Source organism: Peribacillus sp. BM1 (assembly GCF_056679975.1).
Map to the genome: position 1 here is coordinate 984,890 of NZ_CM155259.1, position 26,359 is coordinate 1,011,248.

Sequence of the window (26,359 nt, forward strand, 5' to 3'; positions counted from 1 at the left end):
GCTTCTATTCTCTGTGATAGTACGTAAGAGGGGCTTTCTAACAAAAAAACCATTTTTCTTCACAAGCTTAAACAGTAGCTCTATTCTTTAATAGCTATTAATGCAGCGCAAAAGAAAATTAAAAAATAATTGGGAGATAAGTTCATGAAAAAGTGAAATGGATATGTAGCAGAAGTAATCAAAAAAATAGTCCGTGAAGGTAAAACTTATTCAGCTGATGACGTTTTAAAGTTGATTGAACAAGGTTAGCTAGACAAGATATTCTATACTAAAATATCTTGTCTAACCTATTTTTTTGCAATAAATTTTGTAGCGCCATAAAACGTGATAGATCGTAATTAGAAGAATACATCTATGATCTCTTAACTATAGAAAATAAAGGGTAACTGGCACTGCTTATGGGTAGAATACGCATAATCTCTCTTGTAAACCTTCTAAGACTTCTTCTGGCACTTCTCTGACCTCGATATCCCCACCTAGGAAAAGTAGCCAATTTGTTATTTCAGTCAATTCTTCGGGATTATTAACATTGATAAAAGTCTTTAGAATGGCTGTGGTTTGGTAGGGATTCGTATAGGAAATTGTAACTTTTAAAGGATGGTATTTTTTGAACTGGGCAATCGCTTTTGGACCAAGTTCAAAGACAAGGTTGATTACTTCTTCCTGCTTACTTAGTTTTTCTAAAATCTTTTTCTTACTTAATCCTTTTTTCGTCGGGTAGGGTTTGACATTGATGAGATCATCGACAGGAAAAATCCGCTTCTTTTCATCCTTTAAGTCAAAGCCTTCAATCAGCCAAAGTCCTTTTTCATGATAAAGGTGCAAGAGATAAATTGGATACGACTTTATTGCCTTCTCTTCTTTGATGGTAATCAATAAATAGCTATCCAAAAGAAGGTTTTGGATGAGTTTTTCTAACATAGGATGGGGTAGGTCTGACAGATCAAGTAGGTCGGGATTATTGGGGTTGGTCCCTTCAAAAAGCAAGATTTGATTTAAAAGAACAAGGTCATCTTGCTGGTTTTCTGAGAGGAGGCCTAGTAATTTTTCAGCTAAAGACTGACGACTCTTTAGATAAGGGAGTTGTTGATTTCTTGTGGCCATAAAGGCAATAAAAAGAGCTTTAATCTCATTATCGGTAAAGCGAACAGTGGGCAGGACAGAGTTGTTCATGACAAAATAACCCCCATCCCTTCCAACTTCAGCGACAAGTGGCATCCCCATGGCTTCAATTTCTCTGATATCTCTAATAGCTGTCGAACGAGAGATGTTAAATTCTCGCATGATTTCAGAAATTGTAAAGTGGGCACGGTTGTTGATATACCGCATGATGATATTAATCCGTTCAACTTTTTTCATCGGGACCTCCTAAACAGTATCACTTTTTGACATGATTTAAAGCTATTATAAACCCATCAAGTGAAAAGACAAATCATTTGATTAATTAAAAAAAGAGGAAGGTTTTGAATATGGCAGATTATACCCTAGAAGAAAAAGACAGCTTTATCGTTTTAGGTATTGGAACTGAACTTAAGAGCGATTACACAGACTTTGCTGGCATAAACAAGGAAAAGGCAGACTTTTGGTGGGCCGTCAAACAAGATGGAAGGTTTGACACTTTAAAAGCCATAGCCACAAATGACTACATTTTTGCTGTGAATGAAGCAGTGAATAACAAGATGATGCATTATGCTGGCGTCATGACCGAAGCGTCGGTACCAGAAGAATCCAGAGTTATCCAATTCCCCAAGGGAGAATACCTAGTTGTTAAAGGGGAAGAGAAGACGGCTGATGAGTTGAGTAATAAGCTTGCTGGCATTGCCTTTGGTCAAGTCTTGCCAGAAGCAAGGAATTTTGCCTATGTTGGTGGGCCAAATGCAACGGTTGAGATGGGGCAGCGAAACGGCTTGATATTTGGTGAAATGTGGATTCCCGTTGTTAGGAAATAAAGAGATAAAAGGTGGGATGGAGATGTCATATATCGTTGATTTTAAAAATGTGTCTACGGTTGGTTTAGAGTCTTCACCTGTAGCAGAAGCGCTTGCTGGTTTACGTGCTAATGAAGCCCGTTACTTTATGAACAAATACAAGTATGAATTTACGGTTGTACCAGCTAGCGAAAGCCAGGAGACCCTTGATTATGTGAATCGAATTTTGAAAGAAGAACGTGATATTGAGTTTGCGGCTAAACCTTTAGGAACTTCACGTTTTCAAGTGGAAAACATCAAATTTGCCTACGTCATTTATGAAGATGGTCTTGTGATCAACGTCATGTATACGGTTGATGACTCTAAGAAACGGGCTGTTGGTTTTAAGCTTTCTGAGGGGATGGAGGTACCAAAGGAGTTAGAAGAGAAGTTTAAGTTTGCTAGGCAGAAGTCTAAACTAGCTGGAACAATTCGGGGCTCGTTTTTTGTAATTAAAGGAGAATATTAAAGTAAGCAAAAGCGCTAGTGGAGGAATTCAGTCATTTTTTTGTATTTAGTCATTCCTTTTCTTCATTTGGATAAGAAAATCCTGATTGAACAAAAAAATTAAATTCATCGCAAGAACAAAAACAGCCATTCATGCAACAATTGCTTATCTACGCATTCAACTAACAAAACAGCACCTCTTCACCAAATTAGAGGGTGCTGTTCCTTTTTTCGCAAAAACCTCACTTACTTATGATGCGGTTCACCGTAATAAATCTAAATGAGATCTCCCTTATTTTTATACGAACCATAAAGCCCTCCCCTAATTCAATACTTATCGGCTCTTTAAGGGCAGCTATCCGCCACCTATTTTCTTTGGTTCTCTTTAATTCTTGAGGTAGGGTTTTTCTGCCCATTAATGCGGGATAAAAAAAGACACAACCCTATTAAAGTTGTGCCCAAATATCTTCTATCTATTAAAATTAATCTTCTCTTCAAATTGATTTAAAGTTATTGTTGCTTCACTTGGCTTGGTTTCGGCAATAATCTTGCCATTTCTGAAGGAATACCTAACCGTCGCTTGCTTACGAATCGCCTCATATTCGTTCTCTGCAGATAAGATGATGAAGTTAGCTGGTTTACCTTCTTCGATTCCGTAATTCTCTTCAATGTGCAACGTTTTGGCACTATTACTAGTGATCAAATCGATTGAATTTACAATTTGATCATAGCCCATGAGTTGTGAAGCATGAATCCCCATATGCAATACTTGAAGCATGTTCCCTGTTCCAAGTGGGTACCATGGGTCAAATATGTCATCGTGACCAAAGCAAATATTTAGTCCCGCTTCCTGTAATTCTTTTACCCTTGTTAGTCCTCTTCGTTTTGGATACGTATCAAATCTTCCTTGAAGGTGAATATTCACAAGCGGATTTGATACAAAATTAATGGAAGAAAGCTTTAATAAGCGGAATAATTTATACGTATAGGCATCATTATAAGAGCCCATTGCCGTCGTATGGCTCGCTGTTGTGCGAGTACCTAACCCACGTTTGTAGGCCTCAGCAGCTACAACTTCTACAAATCGAGACTGTTCATCATCAATTTCATCACAGTGGATGTCAACTAATCGATCATATTTTTCAGCAAGGTCAAAAGCGAATTTTAACGACTCCACTCCGTATTCTCTTGTAAATTCAAAATGAGGAATGCCGCCTACAACATCGGCGCCCATTTTCAATGCTTCCTCCATCAATTCTTCCCCATTAGGATATGAAAGGATGCCTTCTTGTGGAAATGCAACAAGTTGAAGATCTACATAGGGAGCCATTTCTTCCTTTACTTCCAACATTGCTTTTAAAGCCGTTAATTCTGGATCTGTTACATCTACATGTGTACGGACATGCTGAATTCCTTGAGCAATCTGCCATTTTAAAGCCGTTTTTGATCTTGTTTTTACATCATCAATCGTTAGCGTTTCTTTTCTTTGCGCCCATCTTTGTATACCTTCAAACAAGGTGCCACTTTTATTCCACTCTGGTTCTCCCGCTGTTAACGTTGTATCTAGATGGATATGCGGCTCAATAAAAGGTGGAAGGACAAGAGACCCATTAACATCGATGATTTCTTTTCCATCAACATCTCCTAGTATTTGAGTAATTTTATTAAACTTACCATCTTCTATAAATAAGTGCCAAAGTCCATCTTTTCCTCTAAGCTTTGCGTTTTTAATGATCACTGATTATCTCACCTTTATCACGTATTTTACTTATTGATACTTCTTGTTGAGGCATACATTTCATCACAACAACATAAATAATGGCAGACCCTAATAGTGCATTAATTGGAGGGATACCTGGCGCAAAATTTGCGACTGCAACTCCACCTACCCATGCAAATATAGCGATCCAATTTACGGCTTTAAATTTCATCGTTTCAAATGGTTGATATTTCCCGCGCTTTAGTAAAAAATAGTCTGCTAAAATAATGGCCCCTATCGACGGTAGCGTGGAACCCAAAATCGTCAAGAATCCAACAAAATTGTTATAAAGCCACATCGCTGCTATTGTTCCAACGATTCCATTGAAAACAACAACTTTATGTTTTGGTAGTTTTGTAATATTGGAAAACCCTAGTCCAGAAGCATATAACGCGCTATCGTTTGTCGTCCAAATATTCAAACCGAGGACAATGATGGCAGGAATCATTAACCCTTGTAAAAACATCACGTCCGAAATATCAGCTTTATTGTAAACCATAGCTCCGACTGCACCAAATAAAAACATGAGCGAATTCCCAAGAAAGAACGCGATAATATTAGCAGTCACAGCAGAACGTGATGTCTTAGCAAAACGAGCAAAATCGGGCGTAAGCGTACCAGCGCTAATAAAAGATCCTATACAAATGGTTAATGCTAATGCAGCGCCCATTGCCTGTGTAGGTTCATAAGCGAATAATTCTTGAATTCCCCCAACTGTATTAGTTGCGTCAAACATGGAATAACTACCGAAAATCGCAATTGCCGGAACAGCAATAAATCCCAAAATGGTTAAGGTCTTCATCCCAAAAATGGCCGATACCGTCATTAACAAACCAAAAATCACTATTAATAGATAAACATTGGCCCCAGTCGCTTTTGCAACAGGTACTGCAAACATCGCAAGTCCAACACCAAACCAGCCTACTTGAGTTGAGGCTAGTAAAAATGAAGATAAATAAGAACCTTTTTCACCAAAAGCATATCGAGTCAATAAATGAGTTGATAACCCCGTTTTTGCTGCAATATAAGCTAATGAACCTGTATAAAGCCCAAGTACAAGATTACCTGTTAACACAATCCATATAAACTGGATAAACGACAATCCTGTTCCTAATGTTCCTCCAGACCACATGCTCGCTGAGAAAAAGCTAAGTGAGAGCATCACCGCAAGTATTTTCCAAAATCCATTTCTATTCGCCTGAGGTACTGCCTGTAACGTGAATTCTTTATCTACTTTTGACATACCAATTCCTCCAATAAGTTAGTAACTGGTACCGAAGAAGACTTCGATAATTTTAGGAGATTAGGGAATAAAAAAAGCTTCTTGCCATTTCTGACAAGAAGCTTTTTTGCACACTGGACCATGGAGAACCTACATACATAGGCTACCAAAGCAATGTTCATTATTTCCGCTGTCCTTGTCAGCCTCACGGGACTGAATTAAAGGTACCAGTATTTAATTAAACATATTATTACAGGAAAACAATATGTTGTCAACTGATTTTTAGGTGCTATCCCCCATACGGTCCTCAATCTCTACTATTTTTAACAGATAACATCAAAACCTCATTTATTTATGATACGGTTCTCCATAGCATATCTAAATGAGGTTTCTCAAAAAAGCGGGGACTGGCAAATAATTTTGACATGAAAGAGGCTCCCCCCATGAAGGGATACTCATACATCGTGTTTATTCATTTTTGATTTTTTACATATGCGTTAACAGGCGATCCTTTTGGTCAAGGAAATATGCCATCAGTTTCTTACATTGAGGAATAGAAAATCCTAGAATTGGACCTAATCCAAACGCAATAAACACTGTTCCAATTCCAACGGGCCCCCCTAGCATCCAACCAAGAAGAAAAATGAGTACTTCAATTCCGCTTCTAACCAATGGGATACTCCAACCCGTTCTTTCAACAATTAATAACATAAAGCTGTCTCTAGGACCTGCTCCAAAATCAGCAGAAACATATAATCCAATACCATACCCAATTAAAACAACACCTATGATAAAAGCAATTGTTGCTCCTGCTAAACTATCAATGCTAGGTAAAATCCAATTAAAAAGATCAATAAATAATCCTAGAAACAACATATTCAGAAAAGCCCCTATTTTTGGCCATGCCTTATTGAAAATTGAACTGACCAACAAGAGTAAAAACCCACTTATTATCGACCAAGTTCCAATAGTAAATCCAAATTTAGTAAATAGACCATAATGAAAAACATCCCATGGTCCAATCCCTAAATGCTTTCCTTCAATTGTTAAAGATATGCCAAATGCTAACACCATTAATCCAAAAATAAAAAAAGACCAGCGTAGAATCCATTCCTTTTTCATAACCGCTCCTCTATCTTATATCTTATTTTTTTATTAATATAACATTAAATTTGGACAGAAGTTATAATCTATATTTTCTGAAATATAACCAAAAAATCGTATCTTTAATTTTCTTATTAAAGGAGAATTATGAGGTCTTATTCGTTTTAACAACGGAAAAGCTGACGAGGGCAATATCATATAGCCTCGTCAGCTTTTTCCTTTTGAAGATAAAAAGATTTCTCCATTTGTTATGGTTATCTAAAAAATCACCAATAAGAAGAATATATCTAAGTTTGACTCTTGAATAGATTTTACCTAAAATCCAAGGAGGAGAACATTAAATCAACTTATATAGTTTTAAGAAAAAACTCATTTACTTATGATACGGTTCACCCCGATTGATCCGATAAGCCCGATACACCTGCTCAACCAAAATCAATCTCATCAATTGATGCGGGAAGGTCATTTTTGAAAAGGAAAGTGCATCGTCAGCACGTTGCATCACTTCTTTGCTTAGACCCAATGACCCGCCGATAATAAAAGTAATTTTACTTTTTCCATAAGTCGCAAGCTTATCAAGTGTGTCTGCCAGTTCTTCAGAAGTTTTCATTTTCCCTTCGATTGCAAGCGCTATGACATGGGCATCGGGATTGACTTTAGCTAGAATTCTTTGTCCTTCCTTTTCCTTAATTTGCGACATTTCAATTTCACTTAAGGTTTCTGGCGCTTTTTCATCCGGCAGCTCAATAATTTCCATTTTTGCATAGGCAGACATTCGCTTCATATATTCGTCGATGCCCTGTTTTAGATATTTTTCTTTTAGCTTTCCTACAGTTATAATTGTTATATTCATGTTATCCTCACTTTACAAACAACTTACAAACACGTTATCCACAAAAGTTATCCACATATCCACATTTACTATCCACATCTTGTATAGGAATATTAGTTCCCTACTATATATACTGCCGTGTTTTGACAATATTCACAGGTTGTTGATAACCTCAATTCACTAGGTACACTATTAAGAGTCGGATACGTTTCTTCCTCTACTACCACAGTATCCAGTGCCATATCAACATGATCATCACAACAATAAATCATTCATTTCTCTCCCTTATATCGACATTATTCATGTTTAATTTCCTAATTCGCTTATATGAACTAGTTATCCACAAATCTGACGATTGCATTCACTTTATTGCTACTTTTCCGCTTATCCACATGTTATCTTAACAAAAAACTGAAAAAACACAATAAAAACGGGGTTGCCTCAAAGGCAAAGTGTCAGACCTTTGTGAGACTCCCCCATTTTTCATTACATTTGTTGTTCTACTGACAAATCCATCGTCGTTTTCAATTGTTTACCGTTGCGATAATAGGTTACGTCTAACTTATCTCCAATTTTCTTTTCGTTATATAAGTATTTACGTAAATCAACAACATCGGTAACTTCCTTGCCATCCAATGCAACAATCACATCAAACTCCTCTAGTCCGGCTTTAGTTGCCGGTGAATTGGATTGAACACCGGTAATAGCGACACCACTTGTTACATCTGTAGGTAGCTTCAATGTGTTTTGCTGATGATATTGTGAGATTTCTTCAACCGATGCAAGGCTTACTCCCATAAATGGTCGTTTTACCTCACCAAACTGTTCAAGGTCATGAATGATTGGGATTGCTGAATCAATAGGAATAGAAAGACCAATCCCCTCCACTGCACTTTCTGCAATTTTCATGGAGTTAATTCCGATGACTTGACCTTGCATATTAATAAGAGCTCCTCCGCTATTTCCAGGGTTAATGGCTGCATCTGTTTGGATAACCTCTGCGTTCCAATCAACCTGGCCATCCTCATTAATATCCACTTCAATCGTACGCTCTAAACCTGAAATGATTCCTTGTGTTACAGACCCTGAAAACTGCAGACCTAATGGATTCCCAATGGCCACGACTGGTTCGCCTGGTTTTAAAGTAGACGAGGTCCCAAAATCAGCAACCGTTGGAACATTCGTACCATCGACTTCTACGACAGCCAAATCCATCCACGGGTCACTTCCTTTCAACATGGCTGGAAGCTTTGTTCCGTCCACTAACGTTACTTCTAGTTCCGTTGCATTTTCAATAACGTGGTTATTTGTCACTATGTAGGCTTTTCCATTTTCCTTTTTATACACAACACCCGATCCTGTTCCTGCTTCACGATTTTCTTGATTTCCCCAAAATTTAGATTGCTGGATATTTGTAATCCCAACAACCGCTGCACCGACCTTCTCTACCACGCCCGTTACAGCTGACGTAACATTAACAGATACTTGCTGCTGGACTTTCTCTGTTTTCCCTAGTCCGTTCACTTTTTCATTTTGATTCTGCCCATTAGAATTTGGATAACCTTGTAACATGAAGAAAACGAGCAATGCCCCGACAACTACTCCTGCGAGCGTCGATAAAAAGTATCCTCCTGGACGTCCTTTTCTTTTTTTGTTTCTGTTTTCATGCATATGATCATCGTAGTATCCCAAATTTGTTCAATCCTCTCTTCCTTTAAAGATTAAATAAATGCATACACTAGTCTTTGTTTATCTCTTCCATTATACTCATTTAAGACTAAAGATAAAAAACTTTTCCTTCATTCTGCATTCCTACCGTTTTAAACCTTCCAGGAACACCTTACACAAATGTTTCATCAAAAAAAGGAATGAAAAGAGATCATCCCTTTTTCATTCCTAAACAAGTACTATTTCAGTTGGTTTTTTCGGGTCCGTATCATAGAGAGAGAATTGTTCTCCAACAATGATTCCTTTTGTTTGCAATGTTTGCTCAACAGACATACGTGCGAGATCTTTCATATTGTTATCAAGGCTTAGATGTGCCAGATAAATTCGTTTTGTCCGATCCCCTGCAACATCACTCATGGCAATTGCTGCATCTTCATTTGAAACATGCCCAAAATCGCTCAAAATTCGTCGTTTAATACTCCAAGGGTATTTACCCATTCTTAGCATTGACACATCATGATTGCTTTCAAACACGTACATATCAGCATTATCAATAATACCTTTCATTCTATCACTCACATAGCCTGTATCTGTAATTAAGACAAGCTTCTTATCACCTTGATGGAACACATAAAACATAGGCTCCGCTGCATCATGGGAAACACCAAATGATTCAATATTTAAGTTCCCAAATGTTTTAATTTGTTCCATTTCAAATGTGAACTTTTGCTCAACCGGTACTTCGCCAATTATTCTCTCCATTGCATTCCATGTACTCATATTCGCATAAATCGGTAATTTATATTTACGCGCTATGACCCCAAGGCCTTTAACATGATCGCTATGTTCATGTGTAACAAGAATGCCTGATAGCTTGGACATATCGCGGCCAATTTCACTGAATAATGCTTCCATCGCCTTGCCACTCAAGCCAGCATCGACAAGAAAAGAATGCTCTTCTGTCTCGACGAAAATAGCATTTCCCGTACTCCCGCTTGCGAGAACACTAAAATGCATACTCATACCTCTCACTCCAATAATATTTTTTCCTCCGTATTCAATTCAATTACTTCTCCATCAAATGCATTTACGAACAAGTCCTGTTTGTCATCTACAATAATTCGCCAAGTAGGCACTAACAGAAAAGATGAAGAAGAAGAGTTTGATTGTAAAGAATTATAATAACCAGACTGAAAATTGGTTATCTCACTATCTGGTGGAATATCTCCTTTTAAATAGAGAGCTTCGATGGCCTTTATCGGAAGGATCATTTCTTTCGGTTCATTAAATTTTTCAATATCTTCTAGATACGTTTGTTCGTATGAAATGATTTCCTTATCTTCATTTAAAAATAGCGTTACCTTGCCCTTACTATTATTATAAAAGATCTTACTATCAAAATCCTGATAATAAACAATTGAATGACTTGTTTTATCGTATGTCCAATAGCTATAATCTTCGCCATGATAGATGTTTTCCTTCATGAAAAGATCAATTTCACTCGTTTGTAATTTTTCACTAACTTTGGTTTTATTTTTAAACGTGCCTACTAGTTTCGTTCTTTCCACATCTGCGATCAAAAGATCTTGGTCTTTCAAAGACTTCAGATCATCCTTTTTAAAAACCTTCGTTTTCGCGACTAAATAATTTTCCTTTTGCTTTTGTTTAGGCATAGGAGTATACGTTATGTTTTCTTCCTTTAAAAGCTCTTCAATAGGAGTTTGAGACATGTAATCATATTTATTATCATTTTTCTTCCCCATAAATTGATCCAAAAGAAAAATATCAAGAATGAGAAACACCATAATGAATATGGTCTTCGTTCGATTCCAGTCCATTATCGATCCGCTCCTTTTTGCTCAAAAGGTAAGAGGATCCACGTTCCTCCATATCGGTAATACCAGGCAGGTTCCAAGATGACACTTTTCGAATTAAGTGTAGACTTGGTCATTCGATAGCCAATTTCAACGTCTCCATTGAAATTCCTGATATTTTTCAAAACTGTTATCGCTTCTTCACCAGAAGGAAGTAATTTATCAGGCGCTTCAGGATAACGGAAATCTAGATAAAAATACGGACGTTGATATTGATAGATTTCTCCATTCCCCCAAACCTGTTCAATTTCTGCCATTCCTGCTTCGTTAAATACTGGAAGTCCATTAACAAATAAACGAAAGACTACCCTTTGTTCCTGTTGCCATAGCTCAGAAAATCGAAACGAGCTTTTCCCCCAACCTGCATGGTCATTCACAAGGTCAATGCTTTGCTGCAATAATTCACTCGTACTACTAAATCCGTTTTTCTTTTGTGATGGGTTGATGAAATTAATCATCGCTAAATTACGGTCAACAGATAATAGCCGGGTCCCATCAGTAAATTCTTCAACCTCAGAGACATACTCTTGGCGAACGGATGTGGGATCAGTAAATAAGGCATACTTAAAGTTATTAATATTCATATATCCTAGTTGATAACTATACTGCTTCATAGGCGTGGGGTCTTTTAAAAGATAGATTTCCTTTGTCTTATTGACCTGGTACGTTATATATTCAGGATACTCATTCGCATCTTTATAGTACATTTCATAAAATATACGAATACTTTCTCCATTGACGATGGTTTGAATAACTGTCTTGTTTTCTGTTGAAATAAAGTAAATCTTTGCTTCCTCCATATTACTATTTGCGGAAGTAAATATAATTTTATCAAAAGAAAACTCAGGAACCTCACTCATTTCAACATTAAATACAGACTTATAGAGCTTGAATGGTATTTGATCAGTAAAGTTAATTTCTGTATTCGCCTTTGAATGGACAAATGTTAGAAATTCTGTTTCACTGACTTGATGAGAAATATCTTCAAAACTGTATAATGACCAATTCAAGAACGAGGACTGGATGTTATTCATTTTCTCTTCATCATTCATTTGGAAATGCTGCTCTCCCACATGTAATAAAACATTCTTTGGTTTCACAACATCCGCAATACTTTTTGTATCACTTAATACTTTAAAATACTCACTCTGATCTGTCTTTTTTAGAGTTGGCTGATAGGTCCAAATTTGCCAAGTTAAATAAGCGCTCATAAAAACCAATATCAATAGAATGATGCTTTTCATTCTTTCAAAAGTCATGACCAATCATCCTCTTGCTCCAGCTCGTAAGGAAGGGTGAAGTAGATTGTTGTCCCTTTTCCTTCCACACTTTTAGCCCAAATTTTCCCGCCATGGGCGACAATCATTTCCTTCGCAATCGCCAAGCCAAGGCCAGTTCCTCCAAGATTCCTTGATCTAGCTTTATCCACTCGATAAAATCGCTCAAAAATCTTTTCTAAATTACTTTTAGGAATCCCAACACCTTCATCACTAATGCTGATAATAATAGACTTTTCCTCGTCCTTAACCCTGAATGTAATCTGACCACCTTCAGGTGAGTACTTGGTAGCGTTTGAGATAATATTATAAAGAACTTGGGTAATTTTATCTTCATCAATATCAACGAAGAATGATTCTTTAGGAATGTATCGTTTAAATGTAATCGTCTCTTTTTTTGACATTTCAAGACGGTCAATTAGGTGGTTAAAGAAATCATTAAAATTCACCCAGCCGCTTTTTAATTTATAATCACGACTGTCCATTTTCGATAACTGCAATAAGTCGTTAACTAGTCTAATCATACGCTCTGTTTCATTTTGTGTTACGTTTAGAAAAGAAGGTGCAATCGCTTCATCTTTCCATGCCCCTTCCGCTAATGCTTCCAAATAACTGCGCATTGTTGTTAACGGAGTTCGTAATTCATGGGAAACGTTGGCCACAAATTCACGGCGTTCTTCTTCAATTTTTTCCTGCTCAGTAATGTCATGAAGCACCGTAATAAGCCCATTCACAAAACCTGTTTCTTTTTGAATTACAGAAAAATTTGCCCGGAGAATATACGGTTGTTTCGGCTTGCTATAGTCTAAAATGACAGAATCACGCTCTTCTAGTAAATCCTCAAACGTATAATCTTCTTCAAGATCCAATAATTCAATGATAGGTTGATTTAGTACTGTTTCACGTGAAACATCCAATAACTTTGCTGCAGGTTCATTAATTAAAATGACTCGTCCCCGACGATCTGTCGAAATGACACCATCAGTCATATAGGAAAGAATGGAAGATAACTTTCTCCGTTCACCTTCCGTACTAGATTGTGACTCCTGCAGTCTTTTCGTTAAATTATTGAAGGTAACGGCCAACTGGCCAATTTCATCATCCCCATACACTTTAACTTTTCTTGAGAAATTCCCTTTCGACATCGCAATGGCTTGTCTACGCATATCAGTCATCGGTCTCGTAATTGTTTTTGCCAACCAAACACCTAATAATGCAGTGATACTTAAAGCGATGGCTGTCCCAGTGATGAAAATGTGATTAATTTCATTTAATTGATCGAAAACATTTTCCATATCTGCACTTACATAAACTGCACCAATAACCTTTTCATCAAAGTCTACTGGTATGGTTAAAACCCAGACACGCCTATTTGTTTTCGGATCATAAAATACATCCTGATCCGGAGCTCCTAAAACAAGAGTCCGTTTAATAATGTCTTCCGTCGTCTTTTTACCAACAATCGACTGATTACCAGGGGCAGATGTCCCAAGTACACGTCGACTGCGAAGCTCTATGACTTGAACCTCGGTTATATTATTTGAAGATTTATCGCGATCTTTTAAAATTGTGTTAATTGCTTCTTCAAGGGTGGGGTCATCATCGTTTCTTTCCTTGACCATTTCTTCACTTATACTATACGTTAGAAGATTCACATGACCACGTATAGAACTCTGAAAGTTATTAACAAGATTGTCTTCTAATTTCCCAATAAAATAAACGCCAATAATTTGCATGGCAACAAAAATAAGTAGTAGATAAATGACTACAAATTTCACGTGAATGGAACGAAGTAAACCGACCTTTTTCATGTTACTTACTCCTGTTCAGGGTTACGAAGGTAATAGCCTACCCCTCTTCTTGTTACAATCCAGCCTGGGTGGCTTGGGTTATCTTCAATTTTTTCACGAAGACGTCTAACCGTAACATCGACGGTACGCACATCGCCAAAATAATCATATCCCCATACTGTTTGTAACAAATGCTCGCGCGTCATCACTTGACCAATATGTTTTGCCAAGTAATGTAGCAATTCAAATTCTCGATGAGTTAATTCAATCGTATCGCCGCGTTTTGAAACCACATAAGCATCTGGGTGAATAATGAGTGTTCCAACCGAGATCTCTTTCGATTGTTCTTCAGGATTTGCAACTGGAGCCGCTTGCTGGCGTCTTAAATTCGCCTTCACTCGGGCAATGATCTCTCGTGTACTAAAAGGCTTTGTCACATAATCATCTGCTCCTAGCTCAAGCCCCAATACTTTATCAATTTCGGAGTCTTTTGCTGTAAGCATGATAATAGGTGTTTCATATTTCTTGCGTACTTCTCGGCAGACCTCCATGCCATCTCGCTGGGGCAACATAATATCTAATAAGATTAAATCTGGCTGAAGTTCTTCTACCATTTTAAGAGCCTCATTGCCATCATAAGCACAATAAACATCAAAACCCTCTTTTTTTAGGTTAAATTGTAGAATATCAGCAATTGGTTTTTCATCATCAACAACAAGAATTTTCTTTTCCATAAACATTTCCCCTTTATCTACAAATTGTGTCTCAATATATATACATGTACCTTTTATTAATTAAACAAAAGATTTATCATTCATCTATTTATAGAAAATCTATTAAGTTTCTCTCTACCTTACTTTATCATTTTATCATAATGAAATCATCCTATTCCTACTATCACCCCTTATTTACCAGATTTTTTCCTGTTCTTTCTTTTCTACATAAAAAGTCTTCGAATCTATAATCCGAAGACTTGTAAAAAAAACGAAAGTATCCGTTTCATTGTTTCATAAAGTGAAACTTCAATCAGTGGGGTGTTACTACCCGTTAATGCACGATAAAATCTAGCGGGTCAACAAGACCGCCATTTTTTAAAATCTCAAAATGAAGGTGGGTGCCAGTTGAATGGCCTGTTGAACCCATGATACCAATTTTAGAACCACTTTTAACGGTATCCCCTATCTTCACATCCACCAATTCAAGATGGGCATAAATTGTTTCGTACCCGTTATTATGATTAATCCTAATTTTATTACCATAACCACCTGATACTCCAGCTTCAACCACAGTACCGTGATCAGCTGCATGAATGGTTTTCGTAGTTGGTTGCGCTATATCAATACCTTTATGTATTTTCCCAAAGCTGGGGCCCTGTTCACTAGAAATATACCCTCCATCTGCAGGCCAGATAAAAGAACCTGTTCCTCGTGATGGAGTTTGCTTTATTCCTTTAACAATTCTCGATACTTCCTCAGCCTCTTCTTTAGATGAAAGATGCGTAAACATCTCATCAGTAATAACATATGCATAGGCTTCTTCTTTGCCCTCGAATTGTTTTATTACTTCCCGTAGTACCTCATCACTCGCCCTATCAGTATTAAATACTTGCTCCTCTATTAACTGATTTTTATATAAAAAATTTGTCATACTACTTCCAACTTCATTATGCACATAATCTTGATCAATCAGGAGCGTCCCATCCGCGTCTATGGCAGCTTCAGAACCTTTTGGAATAATGGTCATCACAAAAAGAATGATATTAGCCATTATTAATAAAGCGGGACATGCACTCTTCCTACTTAACATATCCTTAATCCTCCCTATTGCCATGTAACTCAATTCATTAAACATTTAAGTTGTATAATGAAACTCCAATCAGTGGGGTTTTGCTGCCCGTTAATACCGGATAAATCTAGATAAATTGGACTAGTTTCATTTTCAACTACTCTACCATACTATTAAATGAAACATGGGATAGACTCCGTAATGTAATACAAATGTATAATTTTTGACATAGTGTTACAAAAAGATAACTTATAGCTAAAATGAGTTCAAATCAATTCATAAAAACAAGGCACAAAAAAACACCCCAAAAGGAGTGTTATGAAGTGGCTCAGGACGGAATCGAACCGCCGACACAAGGATTTTCAGTCCTTTGCTCTACCGACTGAGCTACTGAGCCATATTAATAATCCACTAAAGTCTATTGCAGATCCAAAGCTTTTCATTTTCTAAAAAATAAAATGGCGGTCCCGACGGGAATCGAACCCGCGATCTCCTGCGTGACAGGCAGGCATGTTAACCGCTACACCACGGGACCATATCAATATAATCATGTTAAGCATACTATTGAATTCTTACAAGCTAGCTGGACTTGCCAGCTACTTGATTTACTTCAATAGCCGATGACCCCTACGGGATTCGAACCCGTGTTACCGCCGTGAAAGGGCGGTGTCTTAACCGCTTGACCAAGGGGCCGTATTATGGTGAGCCATGCAGGATTCGAACCTGCGACCCTCTGATTAAAAGTCAGATGCTCTACCAACTGAGCTAATGGCTCGTACAAAAATCTCACTCATTTGTGACGACGCTTTTGATAATATCACAGTTTCACCTGTTAGCGCAATAGTATTTTATTTTTTTTTAAAAATGTGACCTTTAACGTTTCACATATTGTAAATAGGACATTCATTTGAGCTCTTTAAAACACTAAGGTGGAGACCTAAAAAGGCCTCCACCTTAGGATTAGACTATTCTAAACGCCAAGGACTTCTAACGATATTTGTTTGATTTCGGTCTGGACCTACTGAGAAGGTCGTTAGCGGAATACCCGTTAGCTGAGAAATCCGCTCTATATAATGACGTGCATTTTCCGGAAGTTCGTCCAGTGACTTGCAGCTCGTAACGTCTTCAGGCCAGCCTGGTAGTTCTTCATAAACAGGCTCACATTCCCCAATCATTTTCAGACTTGCCGGGAATTCATGTATGATTTGATCTTTATATTTATAGGCTACGCAGATTTTCACTGTTTCAATCCCTGACAACACATCAATTGAATTAAGTGAAAGATCCGTGATTCCGCTGACACGGCGAGCATGACGAACGACTACAGAGTCAAACCAACCTACCCGGCGAGGTCTGCCCGTTGTTGTTCCATATTCACGGCCCACTTCACGAATTTGATGACCAATTTCATTATCTAATTCAGTTGGGAAAGGACCATCACCCACCCGGCTTGTGTAAGCTTTACATACTCCAACCACATGGTTGATTTTTGTTGGTCCAACACCTGAGCCGATTGTTACTCCTCCTGCTACTGGGTTTGATGAAGTAACGAATGGATAGGTTCCTTGGTCAATATCTAGCATTACCCCTTGGGCACCCTCAAATAAAACACGTTTTCCTTCATCCAACGCATCATTCAAGACTACTGAAGTATCACAAACATATTGCTTAATTTGTTGACCATATTCGTAATATTCTTCAAAAATATCTTCTAGTTTGAAGCCTTCTGTTTCATAAAAACGTTCAAGCATGCGGTTTTTTTCCTCAAGGTTAGAACTGAGTTTTTCTTCAAATACTTCTCGGTCAAGTAAATCTGCCATGCGGATTCCGTTTCTTGCTGCTTTGTCCATATAAGCAGGGCCGATGCCTTTTTTCGTCGTGCCAATTTTATTTGCACCTTTGCGCTCTTCTTCCACTTCGTCCAATTTCAAATGGTAAGGAAGAATGACGTGAGCACGGTTAGAAATCCGCAGATTATCTGTTGTAACCCCATGATTATGCAGATAGGCTAATTCTGCAACAAGTGCTTTTGGATCCACAACCATCCCATTGCCAATCACACAAACTTTCTCACTGTAGAAAATCCCAGAAGGAATTAAATGCAGTTTATATGTTTGACCATTAAATTTAATCGTATGCCCCGCATTGTTCCCGCCTTGATAACGAGCGATGGCTTCTGCATTTTGAGATAAAAAGTCTGTGATTTTCCCTTTTCCTTCGTCGCCCCATTGCGTTCCCACTACTACTACTGATGACATATTAGAAAAGCACCTCCAAAGGTTCACGTAATCCCGGATTATGTACCGGTCTCTTATTCAACAAACCTATTTTAACATTAATTGTCATCACAGTCAACTTTAACACGAACATTAATTATAATTAAAATTAAATCATTCGTTAATAACAACGATCATTCTCTTATTTTCTCCATTAATTGTTTGAATATACGGTTTTAGATTAAAAGGATGTCACAAAAGGGGAAGACACCGAAAAAGTAATTCTTTTTAAAATTTTTGAAGATCTTCACCAATATACAGATAATAAAATAAGCTAACGACCAATATGTAGTAGGTCATTAGCTTATTTTCCTTTTTAAATGGACTTTTTCAGTGCCCTCCAAAAGGGAAGGGTCCATTTCACAATAATTACGTACAATAAAATACGGGAATGAACTCAAATGCACTGTGCATAAAGTGCAATATCCAAATCTTATCTACTATCACTATTATCACTATTATCACTATGCCCCTGGTGGCATGCCAGCATCATCCATACGCCTCTCAAGGTTAACGAACTTATTATATTCCTTTACGAAAGCAAGAGATACGGTTCCTACTGGACCATTACGTTGTTTAGCAATGATAATTTCGATAATATTCTTGTTTTCCGATTCTTTGTCATAATAATCATCTCGATATAGGAAAGCGACAATATCCGCATCCTGCTCGATACTTCCTGATTCCCGAATATCAGACATCATCGGTCGCTTGTCTTGTCTTTGCTCGACTCCACGAGAGAGCTGAGAAAGGGCAATGACTGGCACTTGAAGTTCACGAGCAAGCGACTTAAGGGAACGAGAGATTTCAGATACTTCTTGTTGACGGTTTTCACCAGAACGCCCATTTCCTTGAATTAATTGAAGGTAATCAATCATAATCATCCCAAGACCGTTCTCTTGCTTAAGACGGCGGCACTTGGAGCGGATTTCACCAATCCGGACACCTGGAGTATCATCGATATAGATTCCAGCATTCGATAAGCTTCCCATTGCCATTGTCAGCTTACGCCAGTCTTCATCTGTCAGGGCACCTGTTCGTAAGTTCTGGGCATTGATATTTCCTTCTGCACAAAGCATACGCATCACGAGCTGTTCAGCACCCATCTCAAGGCTGAAAATCGCAACATTTTCGTCCGTTTTCGTTGCGACATTTTGAGCGATATTTAGTGCAAATGCTGTTTTACCAACAGACGGACGAGCTGCAACGATAATTAAATCGTTCCGCTGAAACCCAGCAGTCATCCGATCAAGCTCAGCAAATCCCGTTGGAATACCTGTAACATCGCCTTTTCGATTGGTCAGCTCCTCTATATTATCGTAAGCTCTAACAAGAACATCTTTAATATTTTGGAAGGCTCCCGAATTTTTCCTTTGGGCAACCTCCATAATACTTTTCTCAGCCTCGCCCAACAGACTTTCCACTTCATCTTCCCGGCTGTATCCTTCTTGAGCAATATTGGTTGCCGTACGAATTAACCTTCTCAACAGTGATTTTTCTTCTACAATTTTCGCATAGTATTCGACATTGGCTGCAGTAGGGACTGAAGCAGCCAGTTCACTTAAATAAGAAACGCCCCCGACTTCTTCTAGAGTTTTTGCAGCTGCCAGCTCTTCGGTAACTGTCACTAAATCGACAGCCTTTCCCATATCATTAAGCTTAAGCATGGCATTAAATACCTTTTGATGTGAAGATCGATAAAAATCTTCAGGTATTAAAATCTCCGAAGAAACTGTTAATGACGAAGGCTCCAAAAAGATGGCTCCCAAAACAGCCTGTTCCGCTTCGACATTTTGTGGTGGTATCCGATCTTGAAATGCTTCATTCATATTTTGGCCTCCTTTTTTACAAAGTTCTTTTACAAATTTATTTAAATAGCATGGCTATCGTACAATCAGAATCATTCCATTAAAAAAAGAAGATTGAACGTAAAAGCCCGATCTCCTTTTTTGTGGAAAAAGGGCGGGGCTTCGCAAAATCAGCTCCGCACCGCCACCTTTATTAGGTGATGCAATTCGAGAATCTAATCTTTTTCACCGTTGGGTTTTAGATCAGATGCTCATGGATGTTTCTTATCTATCTCTATTTTATCAACTTTTTATCGATATGATAGTGCTAAAATTAGTTAATTTCTTTTACTGAAACTGTTAGCGTCGCCGCCACTTCATGGTGCAGTTTAACTGGTAGTTTCGTATGGCCTAAAGTACGGATACCATCATTAAGATCCATTTTTCGTTTATCAATCTTGATGCCATGCTTCTTCTGAAGTGCTTCAGCAATTTGTTTTGTTGTAATTGAGCCGAATAATCTGCCGCCTTCACCAGCTTTCGCTTCCAGCTCGACTGTTAGGTTTTCGATTTTTTCTTTCAATTCTTTTGCTTGTTGTAATTCTCCGGCTGCAAGCTGATCCTCTTTATTTTGTTGAGCTTCAAGTGTTTTTGTGTTTGCGTTATTCGCTTCAACAGCTAATCCTTGTTTTAAAAGAAAGTTATGTGCATAGCCATCTGCAACATTTTTAACTTCCCCTTTTTTTCCTTTTCCTTTTACGTCTTTTAAAAAGATTACTTTCATTGTCCTTTTCCTCCTTCTAAATATTCATCGATAGCTGTTTTTAATAATGATTCAGCTTCATCAATCGTACCCGTCACTTGAGCTGCTGCGTTAGTTAAATGCCCTCCGCCATGAATCATCTCCATAATGACTTGCACATTTATATCTCCGAGTGAACGAGCACTGATACCAACCACGTCATCTGAACGCTTCGCAATGACAAAAGAAGCAACGACTCCGTCCATCGTAAGCAATGTATCAGCGGTCTGGGCGATTAATACTTGATTATGACTTTCGTCAGGTTCACCAACTGTAATGGCAATGCCCTCCTTATAAAAGGAGACCGTTTCAATGAGCTTCGAACGCTCAATATACGTATGAACATCTTCTTTTAAAAACTTCTGAACGAGTACTGTGTCCGCTCCCTGGGTACGTAAATAAGATGCCGCATCAAAGGTTCTCGAGCCCGTGCGAAGAGTGAAGCTCTTAGTATCGACGATAATGCCTGCAAGCAGGGAAGTGGCCTCCAGCATATCCATCTTGCTTTTCTTCGGCTGATATTCAAGTAGCTCAGTCACAAGCTCTGCCGTTGATGAAGCATACGGCTCCATATAAACGAGCAAAGAATGAGAAATGAACTCATCACTACGTCTGTGATGGTCAATTACGACCACTTGATCCATTCTGTTCAACAATCGTTCATCAATGACCATTGAAGGTTTGTGGGTATCAACAATGACTAGGAGTGTTTCATCCGTAATTATTTCAGAGGCATCCTCTGGTGTAATAAACCGTCCATATAAATCAGGTTTCGTTGTTTTGATTTCCGCTATTAATCGTTGAACACTTTTATCGATATCTTGAAAGTCAATTACGATATAGCCTTCACGATCGTTCGTCTGTGCAACCTTTAATATACCTATAGCTGAACCAATCGCATCCATATCAGGGCTCTTATGCCCCATTACAATAACCTTATCGCTATCAAGAACGATATCCTTCAATGCATGGGAGATGACCCTCGCCCGCACCCTTGTGCGTTTCTCCATTGGGTTCGTTTTGCCTCCATAGAACTTAACTTTTCCATTCGGCAATTTAATAGCTACTTGATCACCACCGCGTCCTAACGCCAAATCAAGACTTGATTGAGCAATTGATCCTAACTCAGGCAACAAAGATACACTGGAACCTACGCCGATGCTTAAAGTAAGCGGTACATTATGTTTCGAAGTTGATTCGCGAATTTCATCCAGTATAGCAAATTTCCCTTTTTCCAGCTGTTGTAAAATACTTTCATTAAAAATTCCAATAAAGCGATCTGAAGAAGTCCGTTTTAGTAAAACCCCATTATCATTTGCCCATTTATTAAGTAAGGAGGTAACCATGCTATTTAAACTACTTTTGCGTTGATCGTCCATTCCCTGAGTCAAATCATCATAGTTATCGAGGAAAATCACCGCAATAGCTGTTCGTTCATCTTCGTACAACTTTTCAATTTCAATTTGTTCTGTGACATCAAAAAAGTACAACAACCGTTCCTCAGGCTTATGCACAATCCTGAATTTTCGATTATTAAGAGTGATTGTATCGCTCTCCAATTCCTGCTTAACCAACGGAACAATCGATTCCGCTACATCATACAGCGACCTGCCCGTTAAAGAGTCTTCATCAAAGCAAGAAGCTAAGTACGGGTTCGTCCATTCGATATAATACTCATCATTCATTAGCATAATCCCAATTGGCATTTCGAGTAGTGCCTCTTCACCGACCTTTTTTAAACGATACGATAAGGTTGAGATATATTCCTCAGTTTCACGTCGATTTCGCAATTCCACTTGCAGGACAAGGCCGAACAACCCAATGAAAAGCAAAAAGCCTATTGCCGCAGCCCACCAATTGTAATATGCGAGGACCCCCAATAAAAGAATGGCTACCGAAAGCAGTCCATATAAACGGGATAGGATCTGGTACTTTTTTAAATATGATGGCATATTTTCAGCTCCTAAAAGCATCATACATTTTGCTCGTTTCAATCATTTTATGCACGTTATTTCTTTTTAGCGCTATTTTGTCTCAAAGGAAAACCTAAATCGATAATACCCAAAAATCTAACGATAAATTGAAACACTGGGTTCATAAATAAAAGAATAGTGATGATTATCGGTATGACCTTTGACCATCCTTGTCTATGTGACCAAAAAAAGACAAACGATAAACCTTGCAACAAGACAAAAAACTGCAAGATAAATAAAAGATTGGAGATTACGGTAAATACGAAATCACCTTGATTAGGATTCGTAGTCATCGCTATAATCATTGTAATTAAATAATACCATAAAATACTTTCGGAAGTTGTAGATCTCTAAATGGTGGCCATGTCAATTTCTTATCACTAAATCGTTTTAAAAATGGATGAGCGACTAAAAGGATGAAAAAGGGCGAGATCATTGAAGTTATTACAAACATAGATGGTATTAGTGTATCCATTAAATTAATTGCAGCATAAATATTTTCTAAACTCTTATCTGTTGGAGACTTTCCAAATGCAGCGAACATTTCGATGGGTTGGTCCACTGATGTTTTCAGCATTGCCATACTCTCGGTAATAACATTCACATTTATGAACCAGATTGAAAACCCGAACATCACGATTATACAGGCTAACATGACAAGTACTGTACTAATGAATATCTTGATGGCTGAGTGACCTTTCCGCAAATGATAGCCAGTTGAAATTCCTGGAAATCCTGTCAATAAGGCTACCGGTAGTGCCAGAATAGTCCCAAAGATCATAGTTAATAAACAAGCAATGAATAATTTTGTTTGAGCGCTATTAAAATAAAAGGAATCGGTAAAATAAAAAATAAGATTGATCCAATGAAAGGAAGTTGAATCGCCAAAAACAATAATATACTATACAGAGCAAGCAATACTCCGCCTTCCGCTACCTTTCTTCCGTTGTTCAACTTTTCACATCCTTTCATAGTTGACGAGGCAAATCATTTTATGATTACAATCCAAATCCTAAAGAATGGAATAGAGAAAAAGCCTTCTATTATTGTAGCTGTTTGCAATGCCATATTTCAAACTTTCCCTCTGCTTCTTCTTTCACTTTTATTAAATTTATGTACAATTATGTTCAATAAGGGGTTACAGCGACTTTGAATGAAGTATCGGGTTCCTTGTAGTGCGTGTTCAAAAAGAGAGGACTTTAAAGCATTGTTCTATTTTCACTTACAAAAAACACATTAGAGAAAATCCCCAATGTGTTTTTAACTGTTATTATTCACCAGATACATATGGTAGTAATGCCATAGTACGTGAGCGTTTAATCGCAATTGTTAATTTGCGTTGGTATTTAGCACTTGTACCAGTTACACGACGTGGTAAAATTTTACCGCGTTCTGAGATGAATTTTTTAAGAAGATCCACATCTTTATAGTCGATGTGAGTAATTCCGTTTGATGTAAAGAAACAAACCTTTTTACGCTTTCCGCGTCCTTTACGTCCACCCATTGCCATTGTTTTTTCCTCCTTCTCGTTTAATTTCTTAAGCATGCGATCGCTTAAAATGGTAGATCATCATCTGAAATGTCGATTGTTTTACCGTCATTTGCAAATGGGTCATCATCTACGCGTGTATAGTTGTTATTGCTCCGTTGATTCTGATTTGGATTTTGTCCATACGAATTATTGTTATCAAAGCCGTTATTATTGTTATAACTTTTTTGATTGCCGTAAGAACCGCCTTCATTTCTTTCACCCGCTGAACCGCTTCGTGGTTCAAGAAATTGAACGCTCTCAGCTTGAATCTCTGTCACATATACACGTTTGCCGTCTTGTCCTTCATAATTACGTGTTTGGACACGTCCATCCACGCCAGCTAAGCTTCCTTTTTTCAAGAAGTTCGCCACATTTTCTGCCGGTTTTCGCCAAACTACACAGTTAATGAAGTCTGCTTCTCTTTCACCTTGCTGGTTCGAAAAATTTCGATTGACAGCTAATGTAAAAGTAGCAACAGGAACTCCATTTGGTGTGTAACGTAATTCAGGATCTTTCGTTAAGCGACCTACTAAAACTACGCGATTCATCATCAGAATCAACCCCTGTCAATTGGGAATTTATATTTATTTCAAATTATGCTTCGATTTTAGTCACCATATGGCGGATAATATCTTCGCTGATTTTAGCTAAACGATCAAATTCTTGAATCGCAGCTACTTCACCGTTGATTTTAAGAAGCATGTAGTAACCGTCACGGAAATCATTGATTTCGTAAGCTAGGCGGCGTTTACCCCACTCTTTTGCTTCAGTCATTTCCGCACCATTATCAGTAAGGATTGTGTTGAAACGTTCAACTAGTGCTTTCTTAGCGTCTTCCTCAATGTTTGGACGGATGATGTACATAATTTCGTACTTTCTCATCTCTGTCACCTCCTTTTGGTCTAAGCGGCCCTTATCGGGCAAGGAGCAATTATATAATTACTCACAAGATGAAATTATAGCATAGTTGTTCATTAATTGCAATGAGTCTATGCAGATTAAGTGAGCTAACAAAAAGAGGTGTCCCAAAGATCCAGACCCTGCAACGATTAAATCCAGCATAAGATACGTGTATGAAAACACTACATACTGATTTAAAGTGCAAGGTCAGCCCCTTCTGAGACACCCTCCTTACCTTCTTATACGTTAAAACGGAAATGAATAACATCGCCGTCATTCACAATATATTCTTTTCCTTCAAGTCGAACTTTTCCAGCTTCTTTTGCAGCTGAATGACTTCCCGCTGCCAAAAGATCCTCATATGATACCGTTTCAGCACGAATAAAGCCACGTTCAAAGTCTGTATGAATAACGCCCGCACATTGCGGCGCCTTCATGCCTTTACGGAATGTCCATGCACGAACTTCTTGTACACCTGCTGTAAAGTACGTAGCAAGTCCAAGTAAATTGTATGAAGCACGAATTAATTGATCAAGACCAGACTCTTCAATGCCAAGTTCGGATAAGAACATTTCCTTTTCTTCTCCATCAAGTTCAGAAATTTCTTCTTCTATTTTTGCACAAATGACAATGACCTCTGCATTTTCTTTCGCAGCGTAATCGCGTACCTGTTGAACGTACTCGTTATCATTAGCGTTTGCAACTTCATCCTCACTCACGTTTGCGACATATAACATCGGTTTTGCTGTCAGTAAGTGCATGCCTTTCACGACTTTTAACTGTTCATCTGAAAATTCAACAGTACGAGCTGATCTTTCTGCTTCTAAGGCTTCCTTCAAAGCAACTAGAATTTCATGCTCAAACATTGCGTTTTTGTCTTTTTGCTTCGCCATTTTGCCAACACGTTCAATGCGTTTATCAACAGATTCAAGGTCAGCAAGAATCAATTCAAGATTAATAACCTCAATATCGTCAATCGGATCTACTTTACCTGAAACATGTGTGATATTATCATCTGCGAAACAGCGTACAACCTGGCAGATTGCATCCACTTGACGGATATGTGATAAGAACTTATTTCCTAATCCTTCACCTTTACTAGCACCCTTTACAATTCCAGCAATATCTGTGAATTCAAATGCTGTCGGAACTGTTTTTTTCGGTTGTACCAATTCAGTTAATTTTTGAAGGCGATGATCCGGTACTTCTACGATGCCTACGTTCGGATCAATCGTACAGAATGGGTAGTTGGCGGATTCTGCACCAGCCTGTGTTATTGCATTAAATAATGTAGATTTACCAACATTCGGCAAACCGACAATACCTGCTGTTAAAGCCATATTTTCTTTCACTCCTCTTATGAAT

General features: G+C 38.0%; 24 protein-coding genes, 4 tRNA genes and 1 pseudogene. 2 read left to right on the top strand and 27 right to left on the bottom strand.

What is annotated here, in order from left to right:
- Nucleotides 1-396 precede the first annotated feature (396 nt).
- Nucleotides 397-1,359 (bottom strand): helix-turn-helix transcriptional regulator, encoded by a 963-nt coding sequence (locus AC1MGI_RS04725; protein WP_480348774.1) that lies wholly within the window; start codon nt 1,357-1,359, stop codon nt 397-399.
- Nucleotides 1,360-1,469: 110 nt separating this feature from the next.
- On the opposite strand from AC1MGI_RS04725, the gene AC1MGI_RS04730 reads away from it, so the two are divergent.
- Together AC1MGI_RS04730 and AC1MGI_RS04735 are read left to right on the top strand one after the other, a co-directional pair.
- Nucleotides 1,470-1,949 carry a GyrI-like domain-containing protein gene (locus AC1MGI_RS04730; RefSeq protein ID WP_480348775.1) on the top strand — a complete coding sequence of 160 codons (480 nt, stop codon included), beginning with the start codon at nt 1,470-1,472 and terminating at the stop codon, nt 1,947-1,949.
- 22 nt (nt 1,950-1,971) lie between these two features.
- A complete protein-coding gene (locus tag AC1MGI_RS04735) occupies nt 1,972-2,436 on the top strand; it encodes a phage tail protein (protein ID WP_480348776.1) in 465 nt (154 codons plus the stop codon).
- A 447-nt stretch (nt 2,437-2,883) separates the two neighbouring features.
- Here AC1MGI_RS04735 and AC1MGI_RS04740 read toward each other — a convergent pair whose 3' ends face one another.
- The 26 genes and pseudogenes from AC1MGI_RS04740 to ychF form a co-directional block, all read right to left on the bottom strand.
- A complete protein-coding gene (locus tag AC1MGI_RS04740; protein WP_480348777.1) occupies nt 2,884-4,152 on the bottom strand; it encodes a cytosine deaminase in 1,269 nt (422 codons plus the stop codon).
- Nucleotides 4,142-5,416: a cytosine permease gene (codB, locus tag AC1MGI_RS04745; protein ID WP_480348778.1), complete on the bottom strand. Its 1,275-nt coding sequence runs from the start codon at nt 5,414-5,416 to the stop codon at nt 4,142-4,144. The genes AC1MGI_RS04740 and codB overlap by 11 nt, the downstream gene beginning before the upstream one ends.
- A 465-nt stretch (nt 5,417-5,881) precedes the next feature.
- Nucleotides 5,882-6,517: a YczE/YyaS/YitT family protein gene (locus tag AC1MGI_RS04750; RefSeq protein WP_480348779.1), complete on the bottom strand. Its 636-nt coding sequence runs from the start codon at nt 6,515-6,517 to the stop codon at nt 5,882-5,884.
- Between the two features lie 355 nt (nt 6,518-6,872).
- Nucleotides 6,873-7,352: a 23S rRNA (pseudouridine(1915)-N(3))-methyltransferase RlmH gene (gene rlmH / locus AC1MGI_RS04755; protein ID WP_480348780.1), complete on the bottom strand. Its 480-nt coding sequence runs from the start codon at nt 7,350-7,352 to the stop codon at nt 6,873-6,875.
- 92 nt (nt 7,353-7,444) lie between these two features.
- Nucleotides 7,445-7,603, bottom strand: coding sequence for a CxxH/CxxC protein (locus AC1MGI_RS04760; RefSeq protein WP_480348781.1), 159 nt, complete (start codon nt 7,601-7,603; stop codon nt 7,445-7,447).
- Between the two features lie 214 nt (nt 7,604-7,817).
- A complete protein-coding gene (locus tag AC1MGI_RS04765; RefSeq protein ID WP_480348782.1) occupies nt 7,818-9,023 on the bottom strand; it encodes a S1C family serine protease in 1,206 nt (401 codons plus the stop codon).
- Between the two features lie 204 nt (nt 9,024-9,227).
- Entirely contained in the window at nt 9,228-10,022 is a 795-nt protein-coding gene (locus AC1MGI_RS04770) for an MBL fold metallo-hydrolase (RefSeq protein ID WP_403076903.1), read from the bottom strand.
- A 5-nt stretch (nt 10,023-10,027) separates the two neighbouring features.
- Nucleotides 10,028-10,837 carry a two-component system regulatory protein YycI gene (locus tag AC1MGI_RS04775; RefSeq protein ID WP_480348783.1) on the bottom strand — a complete coding sequence of 270 codons (810 nt, stop codon included), beginning with the start codon at nt 10,835-10,837 and terminating at the stop codon, nt 10,028-10,030.
- The gene (locus tag AC1MGI_RS04780) at nt 10,837-12,132 is read right to left on the bottom strand and encodes a YycH family regulatory protein (protein WP_480348784.1); all 1,296 of its coding nucleotides are present in this window, start codon (nt 12,130-12,132) and stop codon (nt 10,837-10,839) included. Before AC1MGI_RS04780 ends, AC1MGI_RS04775 begins: the two co-directional genes overlap by 1 nt.
- Complete coding sequence (gene walK, locus AC1MGI_RS04785; protein ID WP_480348785.1) at nt 12,129-13,961, bottom strand: cell wall metabolism sensor histidine kinase WalK; 1,833 nt, start codon at nt 13,959-13,961, stop codon at nt 12,129-12,131. The genes AC1MGI_RS04780 and walK overlap by 4 nt, the downstream gene beginning before the upstream one ends.
- A gap of 5 nt (nt 13,962-13,966) precedes the next feature.
- On the bottom strand, nt 13,967-14,674 hold the full coding sequence (yycF, locus tag AC1MGI_RS04790) for a response regulator YycF (protein ID WP_480348786.1): 708 nt from the start codon (nt 14,672-14,674) through the stop codon (nt 13,967-13,969).
- 313 nt (nt 14,675-14,987) lie between these two features.
- A complete protein-coding gene (locus AC1MGI_RS04795; protein WP_480348787.1) occupies nt 14,988-15,746 on the bottom strand; it encodes a M23 family metallopeptidase in 759 nt (252 codons plus the stop codon).
- 303 nt (nt 15,747-16,049) lie between these two features.
- Nucleotides 16,050-16,122 (bottom strand) — tRNA-Phe (locus tag AC1MGI_RS04800).
- Nucleotides 16,123-16,184: 62 nt separating this feature from the next.
- Nucleotides 16,185-16,260, bottom strand: a tRNA-Asp gene (locus AC1MGI_RS04805).
- 86 nt (nt 16,261-16,346) lie between these two features.
- Nucleotides 16,347-16,418 (bottom strand) — tRNA-Glu (locus tag AC1MGI_RS04810).
- Nucleotides 16,419-16,424: 6 nt separating this feature from the next.
- Nucleotides 16,425-16,500, bottom strand: a tRNA-Lys gene (locus AC1MGI_RS04815).
- Between the two features lie 190 nt (nt 16,501-16,690).
- Nucleotides 16,691-17,983 carry an adenylosuccinate synthase gene (locus tag AC1MGI_RS04820; RefSeq protein WP_480348788.1) on the bottom strand — a complete coding sequence of 431 codons (1,293 nt, stop codon included), beginning with the start codon at nt 17,981-17,983 and terminating at the stop codon, nt 16,691-16,693.
- Nucleotides 17,984-18,465: 482 nt separating this feature from the next.
- On the bottom strand, nt 18,466-19,830 hold the full coding sequence (dnaB, locus tag AC1MGI_RS04825; RefSeq protein ID WP_062186595.1) for a replicative DNA helicase: 1,365 nt from the start codon (nt 19,828-19,830) through the stop codon (nt 18,466-18,468).
- Nucleotides 19,831-20,122: 292 nt separating this feature from the next.
- Nucleotides 20,123-20,572 (bottom strand): 50S ribosomal protein L9, encoded by a 450-nt coding sequence (rplI, locus tag AC1MGI_RS04830; RefSeq protein ID WP_480348789.1) that lies wholly within the window; start codon nt 20,570-20,572, stop codon nt 20,123-20,125.
- Nucleotides 20,569-22,542 carry a DHH family phosphoesterase gene (locus tag AC1MGI_RS04835; RefSeq protein WP_480348790.1) on the bottom strand — a complete coding sequence of 658 codons (1,974 nt, stop codon included), beginning with the start codon at nt 22,540-22,542 and terminating at the stop codon, nt 20,569-20,571. The genes rplI and AC1MGI_RS04835 overlap by 4 nt, the downstream gene beginning before the upstream one ends.
- A gap of 56 nt (nt 22,543-22,598) precedes the next feature.
- Nucleotides 22,599-23,344 (bottom strand): annotated as a pseudogene (locus tag AC1MGI_RS04840) (YybS family protein).
- Between the two features lie 2 nt (nt 23,345-23,346).
- A complete protein-coding gene (locus tag AC1MGI_RS04845; RefSeq protein ID WP_480348791.1) occupies nt 23,347-23,517 on the bottom strand; it encodes a hypothetical protein in 171 nt (56 codons plus the stop codon).
- Nucleotides 23,518-23,833: 316 nt separating this feature from the next.
- On the bottom strand, nt 23,834-24,073 hold the full coding sequence (rpsR, locus tag AC1MGI_RS04850; RefSeq protein ID WP_049683486.1) for a 30S ribosomal protein S18: 240 nt from the start codon (nt 24,071-24,073) through the stop codon (nt 23,834-23,836).
- Nucleotides 24,074-24,117: 44 nt separating this feature from the next.
- Entirely contained in the window at nt 24,118-24,645 is a 528-nt protein-coding gene (ssb, locus tag AC1MGI_RS04855; protein ID WP_480348792.1) for a single-stranded DNA-binding protein, read from the bottom strand.
- Nucleotides 24,646-24,688: 43 nt separating this feature from the next.
- A complete protein-coding gene (gene rpsF, locus AC1MGI_RS04860) occupies nt 24,689-24,976 on the bottom strand; it encodes a 30S ribosomal protein S6 (RefSeq protein ID WP_480348793.1) in 288 nt (95 codons plus the stop codon).
- A gap of 257 nt (nt 24,977-25,233) precedes the next feature.
- A complete protein-coding gene (ychF, locus tag AC1MGI_RS04865) occupies nt 25,234-26,334 on the bottom strand; it encodes a redox-regulated ATPase YchF (RefSeq protein ID WP_480348794.1) in 1,101 nt (366 codons plus the stop codon).
- Nucleotides 26,335-26,359 lie beyond the last annotated feature (25 nt).

Coding starts and splice junctions, on each gene's coding strand:
- AC1MGI_RS04725 (WP_480348774.1), bottom strand. CDS start 1,359: ATGAAAAAAGTTGAACGGATTAATATCATCATGCGGTATATCAACAAC.
- AC1MGI_RS04730 (WP_480348775.1), top strand. CDS start 1,470: ATGGCAGATTATACCCTAGAAGAAAAAGACAGCTTTATCGTTTTAGGT.
- AC1MGI_RS04735 (WP_480348776.1), top strand. CDS start 1,972: ATGTCATATATCGTTGATTTTAAAAATGTGTCTACGGTTGGTTTAGAG.
- codB (WP_480348778.1), bottom strand. CDS start 5,416: ATGTCAAAAGTAGATAAAGAATTCACGTTACAGGCAGTACCTCAGGCG.
- AC1MGI_RS04750 (WP_480348779.1), bottom strand. CDS start 6,517: ATGAAAAAGGAATGGATTCTACGCTGGTCTTTTTTTATTTTTGGATTA.
- rlmH (WP_480348780.1), bottom strand. CDS start 7,352: ATGAATATAACAATTATAACTGTAGGAAAGCTAAAAGAAAAATATCTA.
- AC1MGI_RS04760 (WP_480348781.1), bottom strand. CDS start 7,603: ATGATTTATTGTTGTGATGATCATGTTGATATGGCACTGGATACTGTG.
- AC1MGI_RS04770 (WP_403076903.1), bottom strand. CDS start 10,022: ATGAGTATGCATTTTAGTGTTCTCGCAAGCGGGAGTACGGGAAATGCT.
- AC1MGI_RS04775 (WP_480348783.1), bottom strand. CDS start 10,837: ATGGACTGGAATCGAACGAAGACCATATTCATTATGGTGTTTCTCATT.
- AC1MGI_RS04780 (WP_480348784.1), bottom strand. CDS start 12,132: ATGACTTTTGAAAGAATGAAAAGCATCATTCTATTGATATTGGTTTTT.
- walK (WP_480348785.1), bottom strand. CDS start 13,961: ATGAAAAAGGTCGGTTTACTTCGTTCCATTCACGTGAAATTTGTAGTC.
- yycF (WP_480348786.1), bottom strand. CDS start 14,674: ATGGAAAAGAAAATTCTTGTTGTTGATGATGAAAAACCAATTGCTGAT.
- AC1MGI_RS04795 (WP_480348787.1), bottom strand. CDS start 15,746: ATGTTAAGTAGGAAGAGTGCATGTCCCGCTTTATTAATAATGGCTAAT.
- AC1MGI_RS04820 (WP_480348788.1), bottom strand. CDS start 17,983: ATGTCATCAGTAGTAGTAGTGGGAACGCAATGGGGCGACGAAGGAAAA.
- dnaB (WP_062186595.1), bottom strand. CDS start 19,830: ATGAATGAAGCATTTCAAGATCGGATACCACCACAAAATGTCGAAGCG.
- rplI (WP_480348789.1), bottom strand. CDS start 20,572: ATGAAAGTAATCTTTTTAAAAGACGTAAAAGGAAAAGGAAAAAAAGGG.
- AC1MGI_RS04835 (WP_480348790.1), bottom strand. CDS start 22,542: ATGCCATCATATTTAAAAAAGTACCAGATCCTATCCCGTTTATATGGA.
- rpsR (WP_049683486.1), bottom strand. CDS start 24,073: ATGGCAATGGGTGGACGTAAAGGACGCGGAAAGCGTAAAAAGGTTTGT.
- ssb (WP_480348792.1), bottom strand. CDS start 24,645: ATGATGAATCGCGTAGTTTTAGTAGGTCGCTTAACGAAAGATCCTGAA.
- rpsF (WP_480348793.1), bottom strand. CDS start 24,976: ATGAGAAAGTACGAAATTATGTACATCATCCGTCCAAACATTGAGGAA.
- ychF (WP_480348794.1), bottom strand. CDS start 26,334: ATGGCTTTAACAGCAGGTATTGTCGGTTTGCCGAATGTTGGTAAATCT.